The 16,804-nt window shown below is 69.8% G+C and carries 15 protein-coding genes; 9 read left to right on the top strand and 6 right to left on the bottom strand.

What is annotated here, in order from left to right:
- The first annotated feature begins 68 nt into the window (after nucleotides 1–68).
- Together radA and disA are read left to right on the top strand one after the other, a co-directional pair.
- Nucleotides 69–1,478, top strand: coding sequence for a DNA repair protein RadA (gene radA / locus ACIQRL_RS07075; protein WP_401328226.1), 1,410 nt, complete (start codon nucleotides 69–71; stop codon nucleotides 1,476–1,478).
- Between the two features lie 68 nt (nucleotides 1,479–1,546).
- Nucleotides 1,547–2,671 (top strand): DNA integrity scanning diadenylate cyclase DisA, encoded by a 1,125-nt coding sequence (gene disA, locus ACIQRL_RS07080; protein ID WP_389083478.1) that lies wholly within the window; start codon nucleotides 1,547–1,549, stop codon nucleotides 2,669–2,671.
- 54 nt (nucleotides 2,672–2,725) lie between these two features.
- Here disA and ACIQRL_RS07085 read toward each other — a convergent pair whose 3' ends face one another.
- Nucleotides 2,726–3,565, bottom strand: coding sequence for a hypothetical protein (locus tag ACIQRL_RS07085; RefSeq protein ID WP_401328228.1), 840 nt, complete (start codon nucleotides 3,563–3,565; stop codon nucleotides 2,726–2,728).
- 191 nt (nucleotides 3,566–3,756) lie between these two features.
- Here ACIQRL_RS07085 and ACIQRL_RS07090 point away from each other — a divergent pair, with 191 nt between their 5' ends.
- The 5 genes from ACIQRL_RS07090 to cseC all read left to right on the top strand — a co-directional run bounded on the left by ACIQRL_RS07090 (nucleotide 3,757) and on the right by cseC (nucleotide 8,371).
- On the top strand, nucleotides 3,757–4,674 hold the full coding sequence (locus ACIQRL_RS07090) for an A/G-specific adenine glycosylase (RefSeq protein ID WP_401328231.1): 918 nt from the start codon (nucleotides 3,757–3,759) through the stop codon (nucleotides 4,672–4,674).
- A 251-nt stretch (nucleotides 4,675–4,925) separates the two neighbouring features.
- Nucleotides 4,926–5,465, top strand: a complete 540-nt coding sequence (locus ACIQRL_RS07095) for a SigE family RNA polymerase sigma factor (protein WP_328554197.1) — start codon at nucleotides 4,926–4,928, stop codon at nucleotides 5,463–5,465.
- Nucleotides 5,453–6,103 carry a hypothetical protein gene (locus ACIQRL_RS07100; RefSeq protein ID WP_401328234.1) on the top strand — a complete coding sequence of 217 codons (651 nt, stop codon included), beginning with the start codon at nucleotides 5,453–5,455 and terminating at the stop codon, nucleotides 6,101–6,103. The genes ACIQRL_RS07095 and ACIQRL_RS07100 overlap by 13 nt, the downstream gene beginning before the upstream one ends.
- Before the next feature lie 19 nt (nucleotides 6,104–6,122).
- Nucleotides 6,123–6,830: a two-component system response regulator CseB gene (gene cseB / locus ACIQRL_RS07105; protein ID WP_401328237.1), complete on the top strand. Its 708-nt coding sequence runs from the start codon at nucleotides 6,123–6,125 to the stop codon at nucleotides 6,828–6,830.
- Nucleotides 6,831–6,838: 8 nt separating this feature from the next.
- A complete protein-coding gene (gene cseC, locus ACIQRL_RS07110) occupies nucleotides 6,839–8,371 on the top strand; it encodes a two-component system sensor histidine kinase CseC (protein ID WP_401328239.1) in 1,533 nt (510 codons plus the stop codon).
- 63 nt (nucleotides 8,372–8,434) lie between these two features.
- Here the strand turns inward: cseC and ACIQRL_RS07115 are convergent, their stop codons facing one another.
- From ACIQRL_RS07115 to ACIQRL_RS07125, 3 genes are all read right to left on the bottom strand, one after another.
- Complete coding sequence (locus ACIQRL_RS07115) at nucleotides 8,435–8,881, bottom strand: VOC family protein (protein ID WP_401328242.1); 447 nt, start codon at nucleotides 8,879–8,881, stop codon at nucleotides 8,435–8,437.
- 94 nt (nucleotides 8,882–8,975) lie between these two features.
- Entirely contained in the window at nucleotides 8,976–9,416 is a 441-nt protein-coding gene (locus ACIQRL_RS07120) for a helix-turn-helix transcriptional regulator (RefSeq protein ID WP_401329506.1), read from the bottom strand.
- A gap of 170 nt (nucleotides 9,417–9,586) precedes the next feature.
- Nucleotides 9,587–11,218 (bottom strand): MDR family MFS transporter, encoded by a 1,632-nt coding sequence (locus ACIQRL_RS07125; RefSeq protein WP_401328245.1) that lies wholly within the window; start codon nucleotides 11,216–11,218, stop codon nucleotides 9,587–9,589.
- 173 nt (nucleotides 11,219–11,391) lie between these two features.
- On the opposite strand from ACIQRL_RS07125, the gene ACIQRL_RS07130 reads away from it, so the two are divergent.
- Nucleotides 11,392–12,003, top strand: a complete 612-nt coding sequence (locus ACIQRL_RS07130; RefSeq protein WP_401328247.1) for a TetR/AcrR family transcriptional regulator — start codon at nucleotides 11,392–11,394, stop codon at nucleotides 12,001–12,003.
- Between the two features lie 87 nt (nucleotides 12,004–12,090).
- On the opposite strand, the gene ACIQRL_RS07135 is transcribed toward ACIQRL_RS07130, so the two are convergent.
- On the bottom strand, nucleotides 12,091–12,777 hold the full coding sequence (locus ACIQRL_RS07135; RefSeq protein WP_401328249.1) for a M23 family metallopeptidase: 687 nt from the start codon (nucleotides 12,775–12,777) through the stop codon (nucleotides 12,091–12,093).
- Nucleotides 12,778–13,762: 985 nt separating this feature from the next.
- Here ACIQRL_RS07135 and ACIQRL_RS07140 point away from each other — a divergent pair.
- The gene (locus tag ACIQRL_RS07140) at nucleotides 13,763–14,065 is read left to right on the top strand and encodes a hypothetical protein (RefSeq protein WP_401328251.1); all 303 of its coding nucleotides are present in this window, start codon (nucleotides 13,763–13,765) and stop codon (nucleotides 14,063–14,065) included.
- A gap of 108 nt (nucleotides 14,066–14,173) precedes the next feature.
- Here the strand turns inward: ACIQRL_RS07140 and ACIQRL_RS07145 are convergent, their stop codons facing one another.
- The gene (locus tag ACIQRL_RS07145) at nucleotides 14,174–16,699 is read right to left on the bottom strand and encodes an ATP-dependent Clp protease ATP-binding subunit (protein ID WP_328449721.1); all 2,526 of its coding nucleotides are present in this window, start codon (nucleotides 16,697–16,699) and stop codon (nucleotides 14,174–14,176) included.
- Nucleotides 16,700–16,804: the final 105 nt, after the last annotated feature.

Genomic DNA, 16,804 nt, shown 5'->3' on the forward strand with positions numbered 1-16,804 from the left:
GCGCAGGTCCGGGGCGGGGCCGTACCGGCGCGTGCGGGGTTGTCAGTGGCTCCGGCTACGGTTCGGTCATGGCTGCCCGTACGAAAACCGCGAAGGACCGGCCGTCCTACCGCTGCACCGAGTGCGGCTGGCAGACGGCCAAGTGGCTCGGCCGCTGCCCCGAGTGCCAGGCCTGGGGGACGGTCGAGGAGTACGGCACGCCCGCTGTCCGCACGACGGCGCCGGGGCGGGTCACCACGTCCGCGCTGCCCATCGGGCAGGTCGACGGCCGTCAGGCAACCGCCCGCAGCACCGGCGTGCCCGAGCTGGACCGCGTCCTCGGCGGCGGTCTCGTGCCCGGGGCGGTCGTCCTGGTCGCGGGCGAGCCGGGCGTCGGCAAGTCCACCCTCCTGCTGGACGTGGCGGCCAAGTCCGCGAGCGACGAGCACCGCACGTTGTATGTGACCGGCGAGGAGTCGGCCAGTCAGGTGCGGCTCCGCGCGGACCGCATCAAGGCGATCGACGACCATCTCTATCTCGCGGCGGAGACCGATCTGGCGGCCGTCCTCGGCCACTTGGACGCGGTCAAGCCGTCGCTGCTGATCCTGGACTCCGTCCAGACGATCGCCTCCCCGGAGATCGACGGCGCACCCGGTGGCATGGCCCAGGTCCGGGAGGTCGCGGGCGCCCTCATCCGCGCCTCCAAGGAGCGCGGCATGTCCACCCTGCTCGTGGGCCATGTCACCAAGGACGGCGCGATCGCCGGACCCCGGCTGCTCGAACACCTCGTGGACGTCGTGCTGTCCTTCGAGGGCGACCGGCACGCGCGCCTGAGGCTGGTCCGAGGGGTCAAGAACCGCTACGGCACGACGGACGAGGTCGGCTGCTTCGAGCTGCACGACGAGGGCATCACCGGCCTCACCGACCCCTCGGGGCTCTTCCTGACGCGCCGCGCGGAGCCCGTCCCCGGCACCTGTCTGACCGTCACGCTCGAAGGCCGCCGTCCGCTGGTCGCCGAAGTGCAGGCACTCACCGTGGACTCCCAGATCCCCTCCCCGCGCCGTACGACATCCGGCCTGGAGACCTCCCGCGTCTCGATGATGCTCGCCGTCCTGGAGCAGCGCGGCAAGATCAGCGCCCTCGGGAAGCGGGACATCTACTCGGCGACGGTCGGCGGCGTGAAGCTCTCCGAGCCCGCCGCGGACCTCGCCATCGCGCTCGCCCTGGCGTCCGCGGCCAGTGACATCCCGCTGCCCAAGAACCTCGTGGCGATCGGCGAGGTGGGGCTCGCGGGCGAGGTCAGACGGGTCACGGGTGTCCAGCGCAGGCTGTCCGAGGCGCACCGTCTGGGCTTCACGCACGCTCTCGTACCGACCGATCCGGGCAAGGTCCCGGCCGGTATGAAGGTCCTGGAAGTGGCGGACATCGGCGCGGCGCTGAGTGTCCTTCCGCGCTCGCGTCGTAGAGAGGCCCCACGGGACGAGGAGCAGCGCCGGTAGACTTTGCCCTGGTCTCGCCCGTCCGTACGAACCGAGGGCGGCCGGAAACCTTCGACCGGAGGAGTGCAGTGGCAGCCAACGACCGGGCAGCAGCTCCCGGAAAGTCCGGTGGGAGCTCCGGTGCCGATGGCCTGATGCGCGCCGCACTGAGCGCCGTGGCACCCGGCACGGCACTGCGCGACGGGCTTGAACGGATCCTCCGCGGCAACACGGGCGGACTCATCGTGCTCGGCTCCGACAAGACCGTCGAAGCGATGTGTACGGGCGGATTCGTCCTGGATGTGGAGTTCACCGCGACCCGTCTGCGGGAACTGTGCAAGCTCGACGGCGGCATCGTGCTCGACAAGGACATCACCAAGATCCTCCGGGCGGGCGTGCAGCTGGTGCCCGACCCGACGATCCCGACGGAGGAGACGGGCACGCGGCACCGCACCGCGGACCGGGTGAGCAAGCAGGTCGGCTACCCCATCGTGTCGGTCTCCCAGTCGATGCGTCTGATCGCCCTGTACGTCGGCGGTCAGCGCCGCGTCCTGGAGGACTCCGCCGCGATCCTCTCGCGCGCCAATCAGGCCCTCGCCACACTGGAGCGGTACAAGCTCCGCCTGGACGAGGTCGCGGGCACCCTGTCGGCGCTGGAGATCGAGGACCTCGTCACCGTCCGGGACGTCTCCGCGGTCGCCCAGCGGCTGGAGATGGTGCGCCGTATCGCCACCGAGATCGCCGAGTACGTCGTCGAACTGGGCACGGACGGGCGGCTGTTGACCCTTCAGCTCGACGAGTTGATCGCCGGCGTTGAGCCCGATCGCGAGCTGGTCGTACGGGACTACGTGCCCGAGCCGACCGCCAAGCGGTCCCGCACGGTCGACGAGGCGCTGTCCGAGCTGGACGCGCTCGCCCACGCCGAGTTGCTCGAACTCTCCACGGTGGCAAAGGCGTTGGGCTACACCGGCTCCCCCGAGGCACTCGACTCCGCGGTCTCCCCGCGCGGCTTCCGCCTGCTGGCCAAGGTGCCGCGCCTGCCCGGCGCGATCATCGACCGGCTCGTGGAGCACTTCGGCGGGCTCCAGAAGCTGCTCGCCGCGAGCGTGGACGACCTCCAGACGGTCGACGGCGTGGGCGAGGCACGGGCCCGCAGCGTCCGCGAGGGGCTGTCCCGGCTCGCGGAGTCGTCGATCCTGGAGCGCTACGTCTGAGGGTCCTCACCGGTTGAGGCACCCCTCGCACCGGGCCCGGCCGGTCGAAGGCCCTCAGTCCTTGGACAGCACGAACGACGTCTGGGCCTTCGTCAGGCCCGGTGCCTTCGCCTCGACCAGGTAGGTGCCGGCGGGGGCCGAACCCGAGGGGGGCGTCGCGCACGAGGGGGCGCCGGGCTTGCGGTCCCACTTCACCTCATAGACGGCCTGGCTGCCGGCCGGTACGCGGTAGAGGACGGCCGCGGCGTTCTTGGGGCAGTCGTCCGAGGCCCAGATGTTCTTGTCGCTGCCCGCCTGAGTGATCGTCAGAACCGTGTTCTTCGGGCCGAGATCGACCTTGCAGTCACTGCTCGCGGTGCTCGTGGCGATGAGCTGGATCACCGGCTGCTCACCGGGGGCGTACGTGTTGTGCACGCTCTTGAGTGTCAACTTCACTTCGCCCGGGGTGCAGTTGGGAAGCGTGGAACCGGCCGGAAGCTGATCGGCCGATCCGCCTCCGCCGTTCTTCGCCCCGTCGTCGGAGCCGCCGCCGGTGCTCGCGCCGGAGCCCGTGGACCCGTCGCCGGAACCGTCACCGGAGCCGCCGCCGGACCCCGCACCGCCGTCGCTCCCGCTCCCGCCGGTGCCGCCGCTGTCACCCCCGCCGCTCGACTGGTCGCTGCCGCCCGGGTGTTGGCTGATCGCGGGACCCGAACGGGGCGGCCCGGGTGTGATGGAGGCCGCGGGGTTCTTGCCGTTCGACCCGCCCGCGCTGTTGTTGCCGCCCCCGCCGCCGGTGCCGACGACCCAGACGGTGAACAGCGCCAACAGCCCTACTACGGACAGCAGAACGGCCCTCCGACGCCAGTAGATGGTGGAGGGGAGCGGCCCGACCGGATTGCGCAGAGATCCCACGGCGCAAACTGTACGAGAGATCGGCCGCGCCGCTCGCCCCACCCGCCGCCCCGGTACCAACTTTTCCGGATCATCATCCCGGCGGCCACCCTTCCCGGCGCCGCGACGGCCGCCGGGTGCCGTCTTTCACCACCGCCCGCCCCGGCGTCGTCCCCGCATCCTCACCGCCGCATGGCAGGATCGACATCGTCATGACTGCACCCACCAAGCCCACCGAGCCCACCCGGAACGCTCCCGGCGAGAACCTCCACACCCCCGTCATCGCCTGGTTCGACGAGCACGCCCGCGATCTGCCCTGGCGGCATCCCGATGCCGGCCCCTGGGCGGTGATGGTCAGCGAGTTCATGCTCCAGCAGACCCCGGTCAACCGCGTCCTGCCCGTGTACGAGCAGTGGCTGGCCCGCTGGCCGCGCCCCGCCGATCTGGCGAAGGACGCGCCCGGGGAAGCCGTCCGTGCCTGGGGGCGGCTCGGCTATCCGCGCCGCGCCCTGCGGCTGCACGGCGCCGCGGTGGCCATAACGGAGCGGCACGGCGGCGACGTACCGACGGAGCACGCGCAGCTCCTCGCGCTGCCCGGCATCGGGGAGTACACGGCGGCGGCGGTCGCGTCGTTCGCGTACGGCCAGCGGCATCCCGTGCTGGACACGAACGTCCGCAGGGTCTTCGCCCGCGCCGTCACCGGCGTGCAGTACCCGCCGAACGCCACCACCGCCGCCGAACGCAGGCTCGCCCGCGCCCTGCTGCCCGAGAGCGAGAGCACGGCGTCCCGCTGGGCCGCCGCGTCCATGGAACTGGGCGCGCTGGTCTGCACGGCGAAGAACGAGACCTGTCACCGCTGCCCGATCGCCGCGCAGTGCGCGTGGCGGCTGGCCGGCAAGCCGGCGCACGACGGACCGCCGCGCAAGGGGCAGACGTACGCGGGCACGGACCGCCAGGTGCGCGGCAAGCTGCTGGCCGTCCTGCGGGAGGCGCATGTGCCGGTTCCGCAGACCGCGCTGGACCGGGTGTGGGACGAACCCGTCCAGCGGGGCCGGGCACTCGACGGACTCGTCGCCGACGGACTCGTGGAGCCGCTCCCCGGCGGTCTGTATCGGCTGCCTTTGACATAGCGGCGACACCAAAAACGGATCAACCGGGAGATACGACCCCCTCCCTTTACCCCGCACCTACGACCGTTACACAACCGACGGACAGCCGAGTGCTGGCCGCAGGCTGTCTCGGACAACCCCGTGACAACCCGTCCGTAGCTTCAGTGCCGTACCGCAGGAAGGGCCGCAACGAGCGGCGGTGGAACGGCGGTTCGCAGGCAACGGACAACCGGCAGCAGGCAGGTCGGAAACGGGGATGGAGGCGGTTGATCATGGCGCACGGCGAGGTGCTCGAATTCGAGGAGTACGTCCGCACTCGGCAGGACGCGCTGCTGCGCAGTGCCCGCCGCCTGGTCCCCGACCCGGTCGACGCCCAGGACCTGCTGCAGACGGCGCTCGTGCGGACGTACGGCCGCTGGGAGGGCATCGCGGACAAGCGCCTCGCCGACGCCTACCTGCGCCGCGTGATGATCAATACGCGCACCGAGTGGTGGCGGGCCCGCAAGCTCGAGGAGGTGCCCACCGAGCAGCTTCCGGACGCCTGCGTGGAGGACGCCACCGAGCAGCACGCGGACCGTGCGCTGCTGATGGACATCATGAAGGTGCTGGCACCCAAGCAGCGCAGTGTCGTGGTGCTGCGACACTGGGAGCAGATGTCCACTGAGGAGACGGCCGCCGCACTCGGTATGTCGGCCGGAACGGTCAAGAGCACGCTGCACCGGGCGCTGGCCCGGCTCCGCGAGGAGCTGGAGAACCGCGACCTGGACGCCCGCGCGCTCGAACGTGAGGAGCGGGAGCGTTGCGCGGCCTAGGAGTCCGGGCCAGAGCGGCCCTGAAGGCGGGGAGTTCGGCGGCGGCCGGGCTCACCGCCCTCGGCCTTTTCGTGACCGCGTGCGCCACCGGCGGCACCGGCGCCCGCGACGAGGGACCGGCGGGCAGTGACGCGGTCGCCAAGGGCAGCCTCGCGCCGGTCGTCTCCGGCACGCCCTCCAAGGCGCCCAAACGCGTGGACGCGGTCAAGATCGTCGAAGACGACCCGGCGGTCAGCGCGGCGGTCAAGCGCGACCTGAAGCCGTGCGTCGCCGACGAGTACCCGGTCGACGTGTCGTACGGGAACCTGACCGGCGGGCCCTCGAACGACGTCGTGATCAACGTGATGACCTGTGCCGATGCCGTCGGCGTCGGCTCGTACGTCTATCGCGAGGAGAACGGCAGGTACCAGAATGTCTTCAAGGCCGAGGAGCCGCCGGTCTACGCCGAGATCGACCGGGGCGACCTGGTGGTCACCCAGCAGCTGTACGAGAAGGGCGACCCGGTGTCGTACCCCTCCAGCGAGGAAGTGATCACCTACAGCTGGTCCGCGGCGCGCTTCGTCGAGCAGTCCCGGATCCACAACGACTACAGCAACGCGGTGGGCGGCGGCAGTTCGCCCACCCCCGACGGGAACTGAGAGCGGGCGGAGCGGCCGGATGGCAGAGCAGACCCACGTCCTGTTCGTCGAGGACGACGACGTCATCCGCGAGGCCACACAACTCGCCCTGGAGCGCGACGGCTTCGCGGTGACAGCCATGCCCGACGGGCTCTCGGGCCTGGAGGCGTTCCGCGCCGACCGTCCCGACATCGCCCTGCTGGACGTGATGGTCCCCGGACTCGACGGGGTCTCGCTGTGCCGCCGTATCCGCGACGAGTCGACCGTGCCGGTCATCATGCTGTCCGCGCGCGCCGACTCGATCGACGTCGTGCTCGGCCTGGAGGCCGGCGCCGACGACTATGTGACCAAGCCGTTCGACGGCGCCGTGCTGGTCGCCCGTATCCGTGCGGTGCTGCGCCGCTTCGGGCACGCGAGCGGCGGCGTGGGCGCGCCGGGCGAGGGGGCCGTGCCGGTGGACGGCGGGGTGCTCGCCTTCGGTGACCTGGAGATCGACACCGAGGGCATGGAGGTGCTCAGAAGCGGGACGCCGGTGGCGCTGACACCCACCGAGATGCGGCTGCTGCTGGAGTTCTCGTCCGCGCCCGGTACGGTGCTGAGCCGCGACAAGCTGCTCGAACGGGTGTGGGACTACGGCTGGGGCGGGGACACCCGGGTGGTCGACGTCCATGTGCAGCGGCTGCGTACGAAGATCGGCCAGGACCGTATCGAGACGGTCCGCGGTTTCGGCTACAAGTTGAAGGCCTGAGCAGGGGTATGCGGGGGATATTTCAGCGCTCGGCTCCGGGGAAGCCCTCGGTTCCGGGGCAGGGACGGGTTCCGGGCGGGCGCGGGGGCGCGGGCGGCGGCGTGCACGCGGGGTCGCGCGACGGCCTCGGCCCCGGCCTCGGCGGAGACGCGGGCAGGGGCGACGTCCTCGGTGCGGATACCGGCAGGGGCCGGAGCATCGGCATCGGGATACACCGGGGCGCCGATTCGGGTACGAGCATTCGTACGGGCATCCGCTGGAAGCTGAGCACCGCGATCGCCCTGGTCGGCGCGCTGGTCGCCATCGCGCTGAGCCTGGTCGTGCACAACGCGGCCCGCGTCTCGATGCTGGACAACTCGCGCGACCTGGCCGACGAGCGCATCCAGCTCGCCGAGCGCATGTACGGGCCGGGCCGGCCGCCGCCGTTCGGGGCCAAGATCGACGATCCCGCCATTCCGGCGGACCTGATGACCAAGGTGTCGGAGGGGCGGCGGGCGACCTACGTCTCCGACAGTTCGAACGGCGTGCCGGACATCTGGGCCGCCGTGCCGCTCAGGAACGGCCAGGTGCTGTCCTGGCACGAGCGGTTCACGGACCGCAACGCGGACGTGATGAAGGACCTCGACCAGGCGCTGGTCATCGGCTCCATCGCGGTCGTCTTCGGCGGCAGCGCGCTCGGTGTGCTCATAGGCGGCCAGTTGTCACGCAGGCTGCGCAAGGCGGCGGCCGCCGCGAACCGGGTCGCCAAGGGCGAGCGGGACGTCCGGGTGCGGGACGCGATCGGCGGTGTCGTGCTCGACGAGACCGACGACCTGGCGCGCGCCGTGGACGCCATGGCCGACGCGCTCCAGCAGCGCATCGAGGCAGAGCGCCGGGTGACCGCGGACATCGCGCACGAACTGCGCACTCCGGTGACCGGGCTGCTCACGGCGGCCGAACTCCTGCCGCCCGGCCGCCCCACCGAGCTCGTACGGGACCGGGCGCAGGCCATGCGCACCCTCGTCGAGGACGTCCTGGAGGTCGCCCGGCTGGACGGCGCCTCCGAGCGGGCCGAGCTGCAGGACATCATGCTCGGCGAGTTCGTGACCCGCCGGGTGGCCGCGAAGGGCGCGGACGTCGAGGTGCGGGTGGTGCACGAGTCGGAGGTCACGACGGACCCGCGCCGTCTGGAGCGCGTCCTGCTCAACCTCCTGGCGAACGCCGCCCGGCACGGCAGACCGCCGATCGAGGTCACCGTCGAGGGCCGCGTCATCCGCGTCCGCGACCACGGCCCCGGCTTCCCCGAGAAGCTCCTCGCCGAGGGGCCGAGCCGCTTCCGCACCGGCAGCGCCGACCGCGCGGGCGACGGCCACGGACTCGGCCTCACCATCGCCGCGGGCCAGGCCCGGGTGCTCGGCGCGCGGTTGACCTTCCGCAACGTACGGCCCGCCGGGGCCCCGGAAGAGGTACCCGCCGAGGGCGCGGTCGCGGTGCTGTGGCTGCCGGAGCACGCGCCGACGAGCACCGGGAGCTACCCGATACTGCCGGCGTCCGGGAAGTAGCCGCGGGGCCGGGAGCCGGCCGGAAGCCCCGGCCCGGCGCCTCCGGACCCGGTGGCTCCACTCCTAGCGGCTCCACTCCTTGTCCAGGTCGAGTTCGCCCGGGCGGTGCTGGGTGAAGGAGAACCAGTTCCCCGAGTCGTCGCGGAACAGCGCTTCCGTGCCGTACGGGCGCTCCTGCGGTTCCTGGAGGAACTCCACCCCGCGGTCCTTGAGCTTCTTGTAGTCGCCGTGGACGTCGTCGGTCCGCAGCACGCCCGCGCCGAGCACGCCCTTGGCGATCAGCTTCTTCATCATCTCGGCGGACTCGGGGTCCATCGCGGGCGGTCCGGGCACCATGAGGGTCAGGTCGATCCCGGGCTGGTCCGGCGCGCCGACGGTGAGCCAGCGCATACCGCCCTCGCCCATCGTCATGTCCGTACGGAGTTCGAGCCCGAGCTTCTGGGTGTAGAACTCCTTGGCCCGGTCCTGGTCGAGGACCCAGACGGTCGAGATGGCGAGTCCTTTGATCATGGTGTGCTCCAGGTGTGCTGGATCGCGCGGTGAACGCGGTCGGGCCGGTTCGTCGTCCTCTGTGCCTGCCCTGCCACCGTAGGCGGCCTCCGCGTCACGGCGCTTCTCCGGAATTGCGCTCTCCCCCGCCGTCACCGGATCCCGCGCCCGGACCGGTCCTGAAGCCGCCGGCCCAGAGCATCGCGTAGCAGCCGGGTATGAGCGCGGCGCCCCGCCCGACGTGCCGCTCCCGGTACTCGCTCGGGGTCAGCCCGGTCCAGGCCTTGAAGCGTGCCGAGAAGGTGCCGAGACTGCTGAAGCCGACCAGATGGCAGATCTCGGTCACCGAGAGGTTCGCGGTGCGCAACAGGTCCTCGGCCCGGTCGATGCGCCGGTGGGTCAGATACTGGCCCGGGGTCTCGCCGTACGCCGCCTTGAAGGCCCGTATGAAGTGATAGCGCGAATATCCGGCGCGTGCGGCCAGCGCGTCGAGATCGGTGCCGGGCTCGGCCCAGTCCCGGTCGATGGCGTCCTTGGCGAGCCGCAGCCGCCGCATTCGGTCCACGTTCCCGATGGTGGCACGCGGCACTGACAGTGACCCGGCACGGGAGAAGGCCCGTGCGGGAGAAGGCCCGGCACAGGAGAAGGCCCCCGGGGCGGACAACGCCGGGGGCCTTCGTTCCGAGGAGTTCAGGGGCCGTCGGAAGGACCGGCCCCGCGATCAGGTCAGACCGGCTCGGCGATGTGGATCTGGGGTGCCTCGTCCGGGGTGCCGTCCTCGCCGGGCTTGGGCGCTCCCGCTCCCTTGAGGGCGACCTCCTTGACGAACACCGACGAGATCATCACGACCACGGCCACCGACGCGCCCAGCAGGAAGGCCGTGTGCGTACCGGCCGACACCGCGTGCTGGTAGGCCTCGCGCGCCACCGCCGGCAGCTTCGCCAGGCTCGCCGCGTCCAGCTGCGGGGACTGCTCGGTGATCTTCGAGCCCAGCGCGCCGGCCTTCTCGGCCATGACGTCCTTGACGCGGCTGTTGAACAGCGCGCCCATGACGGCGACACCGAACGACGAGCCGAGCGTACGGAACAGGGTGGTGGAGGAGGACGCGACGCCCATGTCCTTCATCTCCACGCTGTTCTGAGCCACCAGCATGGTGACCTGCATCAGACAGCCCATGCCCAGGCCGAGGACGGCCATGTAGACGCCGGACATGAAACGGGTGGTGTCCGTGTCCATCGTCGACAGCAGGTAGAGGCCGATCACCATCAGCACACCGCCGAGGACGGGGAAGATCTTGTAGCGGCCGGTGGCGGTGGTGACCCGACCGGCGACCATCGACGTCACGAGCATCGCGCCCAGCATGGGCAGCAGCAGCAGACCGGAGTTGGTCGCGGACGCGCCCTGCACCGCCTGCTGGTACAGCGGGAGGAACAGCGTGGCGCCGAACATGGCGAAGCCGGTGACGAAGCCGATGATCGACATCAGGGTGAAGTTGCGGCTGCGGAAGATGTGCAGCGGCACGATCGGCTCGGCGGCCTTGGTCTGCCAGAAGACGAACCCGACCAGCGCGGCGACGCCGAGGCCGATGAGCTCCATGATCCGCGCGGACGACCAGGCGTACTCCGTGCCGCCCCAGGTGGTGACGAGGACGATGGAGGTGATGCCGACGGTGAGCAGCGCGGCACCGAGGTAGTCGATGCGCGTCTGGGACCGCTTCTTCGGCAGGTGCAGGACGATGCTGATCGCGGCGAGCGCGACCGCGCCGAGCGGCAGGTTGATGTAGAAGGACCAGCGCCAGCCCCAGTTGTCGGTGATGGTGCCGCCGATCAGCGGACCGCCGATCATCGCCAGCGCCATGATGCCGGCCATCATGCCCTGGTACTTGCCGCGCTCACGGGGCGGGATCAGGTCACCGATGATCGCCATGACGCCGACCATGAGACCGCCGGCGCCGAGACCCTGAATGGCCCGGAATCCGATCAGCTCGCCCATGTTCTGGGCCATGCCGCTCAGTGCGGAGCCGATCAGGAAGATCACGATCGAGGTCATGAAGGCGCCCTTGCGCCCGTACATGTCCCCGAGCTTGCCCCAGATCGGGGTGGAGGCCGCGGTGGCGAGGGTGTACGCCGTCACGACCCAGGAAAGGTGCTCGAGTCCGCCGAGGTCACCCACGATGGTCGGCATGGCCGTGCCGACGATCATGTTGTCGAGCATCGCCAGCATCATCGTGAGCATCAGCGCGAGCAGGACCACGCGCACGCTGCGCTGCCGCTTCCCGCCCTCGACCACCGGTTGGCCGTCGGCCCCTGGCCCGGCCTGCTCGGCGGCCGGTTCGGCCGCTTTCGTCTTGTCCGCCATCGTTCTTCCCACTCCCCTAGTACCTCTGCCGCCGTCCGGCTACTTACTTGCCGACCGGCAAGCTGACTACACTCAGGGAAAATAGCCTCGCAACTAGCCGGGCGTCAAGTAAGTATGACTAGTTTTACCAGCCGGTCGACAGGTAAGTTTCAGGGAGCGCGAGGAATACGAGGATGGGCGGCACGATGGACGGCACCAAGCGGCAGCGCCGGGGCGACACGCGGCAGCGCATCCAGGACGTAGCCCTCGAACTCTTCTCCGAACAGGGCTACGAGAAGACCTCGCTGCGCGAGATAGCCGAGCACCTCGATGTCACCAAAGCGGCGCTCTACTACCACTTCAAGACCAAGGAAGAGATCCTCATCAGCATCTTCGAGGATCTGACGCGGCCGCTCGACGAGCTGATCGAGTGGGGCAGGCAGCAGCCGCACAGCCTGGAGACCAAGCAGGAGGTGCTGCGCCGCTACAGCGACGCCCTCGGCGGCGCGTCCCCGCTCTTCCGCTTCATGCAGGAGAACCAGGCGACGGTGCGCGAGCTGAGCATCGGCGAGACCTTCAAGGACCGCATGATCAGCATGCTGGAGATCATCAAGGAGCCCGAGTCGCCGCTGACCGACCAGGTCCGCTGCATCAGCGCGCTCTTCACGATGCACGCCGGCATGTTCGTGCTCAAAGACGTCGAAGGCGACCCCGAGGACAAGCGCAAGGCCGTCCTGGAGGTCGCGATCGATCTGGTGACACAGGCCCACGGGGGCGGAGCGGCCCACGGAGGCGGAGTTTCCTAGCGCCGCTTCCGGACGCCGGGGCTCCGCCTCGGGCTCTGCTCCGGCACACCTCGCCGGGCTCCGCGCCGGGTCACCGGCGCGGGTGGATCAGACCTTCACACCCATGCTGTGCAGGAACACGACGGGGTTGATGGCCGAGCCGTAGTTCGGGGTCGTACGGATCTCGAAGTGCAGGTGCGGGCCACTGGAGTTACCGGTGTTGCCGGACAGGGCTATGTGCTGACCGGTGGCGACGACCTGGCCGACGCGCACGTCGATGCGCGACAGGTGGGCGTACTGCGAGTACCTGCCGTCGGCGTGCTTGATGACGATGGCGTTGCCGTACGCCGGACCGTCACCGGCGCCGTTGCCGCCCGCCTTGACGACGGTGCCGCCGTGCGCGGCCATGACGTTGGTGCCCTGCGGCACGGCGAAGTCCTGACCGGAGTGCTTGTGGGCCCACATGCCGCCGGCCTGGTCGAAGGTCGCGGACAGGGTGTACTTCGCGACCGGGTCGATCCAGGAAGCGGCCTTCTTGGCGACGGCCTTCTTGGCGACGGCGGCCTTGTTGGCGGCCGCGGCCTTCTTCACCGCGGCGGCCTTGGCCTGCGCGGCGGCCTGCGTCTGTACGGCGTTGGCCGCGGTGACGGTCGCGCTGGTGCTGACGCCCGTTTCGGCGGCGGTCGCGACCCCTGCGCCCAGTACGGCCGAGGCGCCCAGACCGACGGCCAGGACGGCCGCCCGAGTGCGGACCAGGGAAGTAAGGGACTTGCGGGACGTGACGCGCTTCGACATGGATACCTCGTGGTGCCGGGGACAAGGGACTGAACAACCACTCCGGCGCCGTGCTTGCCGCCGAGTGGGCCATTCATTGGTAACCCGCACCCCCAGGCCGACTCAAACCCCCCATCTACGACGTGAACTAGTACTTCATGGCAAAACTTGATGAACCTTGACACCTCGGACATTCGGGAAGGGATCTTGTCGCTTTCGCCCGGGAAACATGGTTTAACCCCACTTCGGGACGGCACACCCCTTGCCAAACACGCCCTCGGCCCGCACTTCCGGGCGACGCGCCACAAGCCCTCCCCACCCCGGGCCAAAGGTCCTTTATGTCCGTTTTCGTGTGTCTACTACTCGCTCTAGTACCGGCTGAAACGCCTGTGCCCCTTGTCACCGGGCCGCCCGATCCGGGACCCCTCGAATGTGACGCGGGCTACGCTTCCGCCCCTGGTTTCAAGGCTCTTGGGAGGGTCGTGCGGCCCATGAACGGGCTCTGCTGTGCGATCGGCCCCCGGCCCCTACGGTGGCCTCCGGGCTCAACGTTTTCGCGGGGGGATCGTCATGGGCCCAGTAGCCGTCGGCGCGCTCCTGGCCTCGAGTGTGGCCGGGCCTCTCATCAGGAAAGCCCGGCCACGGGAACGGGCCGAGCTGTCGGGCGCCTTGACGAGCGCGGCGGCGCGGCTCGACGGGCCGTCCGCGACCCGCGTACGGCTTCTCGCCCTCGCCTCGCTGGAACACGCCACGCAGCTCGCGCCCGAGGTGCGGGCCGCCGTGGAGGACGACGGGGCCACACTCATCCCGCCGAGGACATCGGAGGAGGCCCGCGCCCTGGCCGAGGCCGACCCCTTCGTCCTGGAGCTGCTGCCCGGACCCGAGGGACTGACCGAGGCCGGGACCCGAGGGGTCGTGGTCACCGCCTCACTGATCGCGGGCTGTACCTGCTGTTCGCCTCGGGACGGCCCCCGGCAGTCCCCTGCACACCCTGTGGCTGAGCCGGGTGCCCGGCGAGCTCACTCCCGACGACTGGTCCGAGGTGGCCGCACTACCGGGGCTCAGGGAACCGCGGATCCACCGGGCCGCCCTGGAATCCTTCGAATCGGCGCCGCCGCTGCCGGCCGTGGAGCACCTGGAACTCAGAAAACTGGCGGGGACCGAGGACCTTTCCGGACTGCGGGCCCTGCTGCCGAATCTACGGACGGTCAAATTCGTCCTCCATTCGGACACCGGCGCCGCACCGGAACAACTCTCGTGTCAATTGCCCGGCGAACACACGACGATCCCGACCCACGACGTTCTGTAACTCCCGCCCTTCCCTCCGCTCCTGTTCCCTCCGCTCCACTCCAAAAGGAAAAGGGGCTGCCCCGGGACCGAAGTCCCGGGGCAGCCCCTTTTCAGACGGACCCGCAGGTCACGCCTCCTTGCTCAGGTTGGGACCGGCGCCGCCGGCGGCCTGCTCGATCGGCGGGACGTCGGGGAGCGCCGACTTCTCCTCACCGCGGAAGGTGAAGGCCTTGGCCTCGCCCTCGCCGTCCGTGTCGACGACCACGATGTGGCCGGGACGGAGCTCACCGAAGAGGATCTTCTCGGAGAGGACGTCCTCGATCTCGCGCTGGATGGTCCGGCGCAGCGGCCGGGCGCCCAGCACGGGGTCGTAGCCCTTCTTCGCGAGGAGGGACTTGGCGCTCGGGCTGAGCTCGATGCCCATGTCCCGGTCCTTCAGACGCTCGTCCACCTTCGCGACCATGAGGTCGACGATCTGGATGATGTCTTCCTCGGTCAGCTGGTGGAAGACCACCGTGTCGTCGACACGGTTCAGGAACTCGGGGCGGAAGTGCTGCTTCAGCTCCTCGTTGACCTTGGCCTTCATCCGGTCGTAGTTGCTCTTGACGTCGCCCACGGCCGCGAAGCCGAGGTTGAAGCCCTTGGAGATGTCCCGGGTGCCGAGGTTGGTCGTCATGATGATGACCGTGTTCTTGAAGTCCACGACCCGGCCCTGGGAGTCGGTCAGACGACCGTCCTCCAGGATCTGCAGCAGCGAGTTGAAGATGTCCGGGTGGGCCTTCTCGACCTCGTCGAAGAGGACGACGGAGAACGGCTTGCGGCGGACCTTCTCGGTCAGCTGGCCGCCCTCTTCGTAGCCCACGTATCCGGGGGGCGAACCGAAGAGACGCGAGACCGTGTGCTTCTCGCTGAACTCCGACATGTCGAGGGAGATCAGCGCGTCCTCGTCACCGAAGAGGAACTCCGCGAGGGTCTTCGACAGCTCCGTCTTACCGACACCCGAGGGGCCGGCGAAGATGAAGGAACCACCGGGACGCTTCGGGTCCTTCAGACCCGCTCGCGTACGGCGGATCGCCTGCGAGAGCGCCTTGATGGCGTCCTTCTGGCCGATGACCCGCTTGTGGAGCTCGTCCTCCATGCGCAGCAGACGCGAGGACTCCTCCTCGGTCAGCTTGAAGACCGGGATACCGGTGGCGGTGGCCAGGACCTCGGCGATCAGCTCGCCGTCGACCTCGGCCACGACGTCCATGTCGCCGGCCTTCCACTCCTTCTCGCGCTTGGCCTTCGCCGCCAGCAGCTGCTTCTCCTTGTCGCGGAGAGAGGCCGCCTTCTCGAAGTCCTGGGAGTCGATGGCCGACTCCTTGTCGCGGCGCACGCCCGCGATCTTCTCGTCGAACTCACGGAGGTCCGGCGGTGCGGTCATCCGGCGGATGCGCATCCGGGAGCCCGCCTCGTCGATCAGGTCGATCGCCTTGTCGGGCAGGAAGCGGTCCGAGATGTACCGGTCGGCGAGCGTCGCCGCCTGCACCAGGGCCTCGTCCGTGATGGACACACGGTGGTGGGCCTCGTACCGGTCGCGCAGACCCTTGAGGATCTCGATCGTGTGGGGGAGGGAAGGCTCCGCCACCTGGATCGGCTGGAAACGGCGCTCGAGGGCCGCGTCCTTCTCGAGGTGCTTGCGGTATTCGTCCAGCGTGGTCGCACCGATGGTCTGGAGCTCACCGCGGGCCAGCATCGGCTTCAGGATCGAAGCGGCGTCGATGGCGCCCTCGGCGGCACCCGCACCGACCAGCGTGTGCAGCTCGTCGATGAACAGGATGATGTCGCCGCGGGTGCGGATCTCCTTGAGGACCTTCTTCAGGCGCTCCTCGAAGTCACCGCGGTAGCGGGAGCCGGCGACCAGCGCGCCGAGGTCGAGGGTGTAGAGGTGCTTGTCCTTGAGGGTCTCGGGCACCTCGCCCTTGACGATGGCCTGGGCGAGGCCCTCGACGACGGCGGTCTTGCCGACGCCGGGCTCACCGATCAGCACCGGGTTGTTCTTCGTACGGCGGGACAGGACCTGCATGACCCGCTCGATCTCCTTCTCGCGCCCGATGACCGGGTCGAGCTTGGATTCACGGGCGGCCTGGGTGAGGTTCCGGCCGAACTGGTCGAGGACCAGGGACGTGGAGGGGGTGCCCTCGGCAGGACCGCCGGCGGTGGCGGTCTCCTTGCCCTGGTAGCCGGAGAGCAGCTGGATCACCTGCTGCCGCACCCGGTTGAGGTCTGCGCCCAGCTTGACCAGGACCTGGGCGGCGACGCCCTCGCCCTCACGGATCAGGCCGAGCAGGATGTGCTCCGTGCCGATGTAGTTGTGGCCCAGCTGAAGGGCCTCGCGGAGCGAGAGCTCCAGCACCTTCTTGGCACGGGGGGTGAAGGGGATGTGGCCCGAGGGCGCCTGCTGGCCCTGGCCGATGATCTCCTCCACCTGCTGGCGGACCGCCTCGAGCGAAATCCCGAGGCTCTCCAGGGCCTTAGCGGCGACACCCTCACCCTCGTGGATCAGGCCCAGGAGGATGTGCTCGGTGCCGATGTAGTTGTGGTTGAGCATCCGGGCTTCTTCCTGAGCCAGGACGACAACCCGCCGCGCGCGGTCGGTGAACCTCTCGAACATCGTTAATCGCTCCTCAGAGCGGTCAGGCAGTAAGGGGACGCTCCCCTCCCTGTCCTTCCGCAGCTTAGTCCCGCAAGCGGGGACCGCTCATTCCAACTGCCGACA

The organism is Streptomyces sp. NPDC091209 (assembly GCF_044757755.1).
In the GTDB taxonomy this organism is placed as follows: Bacteria; Actinomycetota; Actinomycetes; order Streptomycetales; family Streptomycetaceae; genus Streptomyces.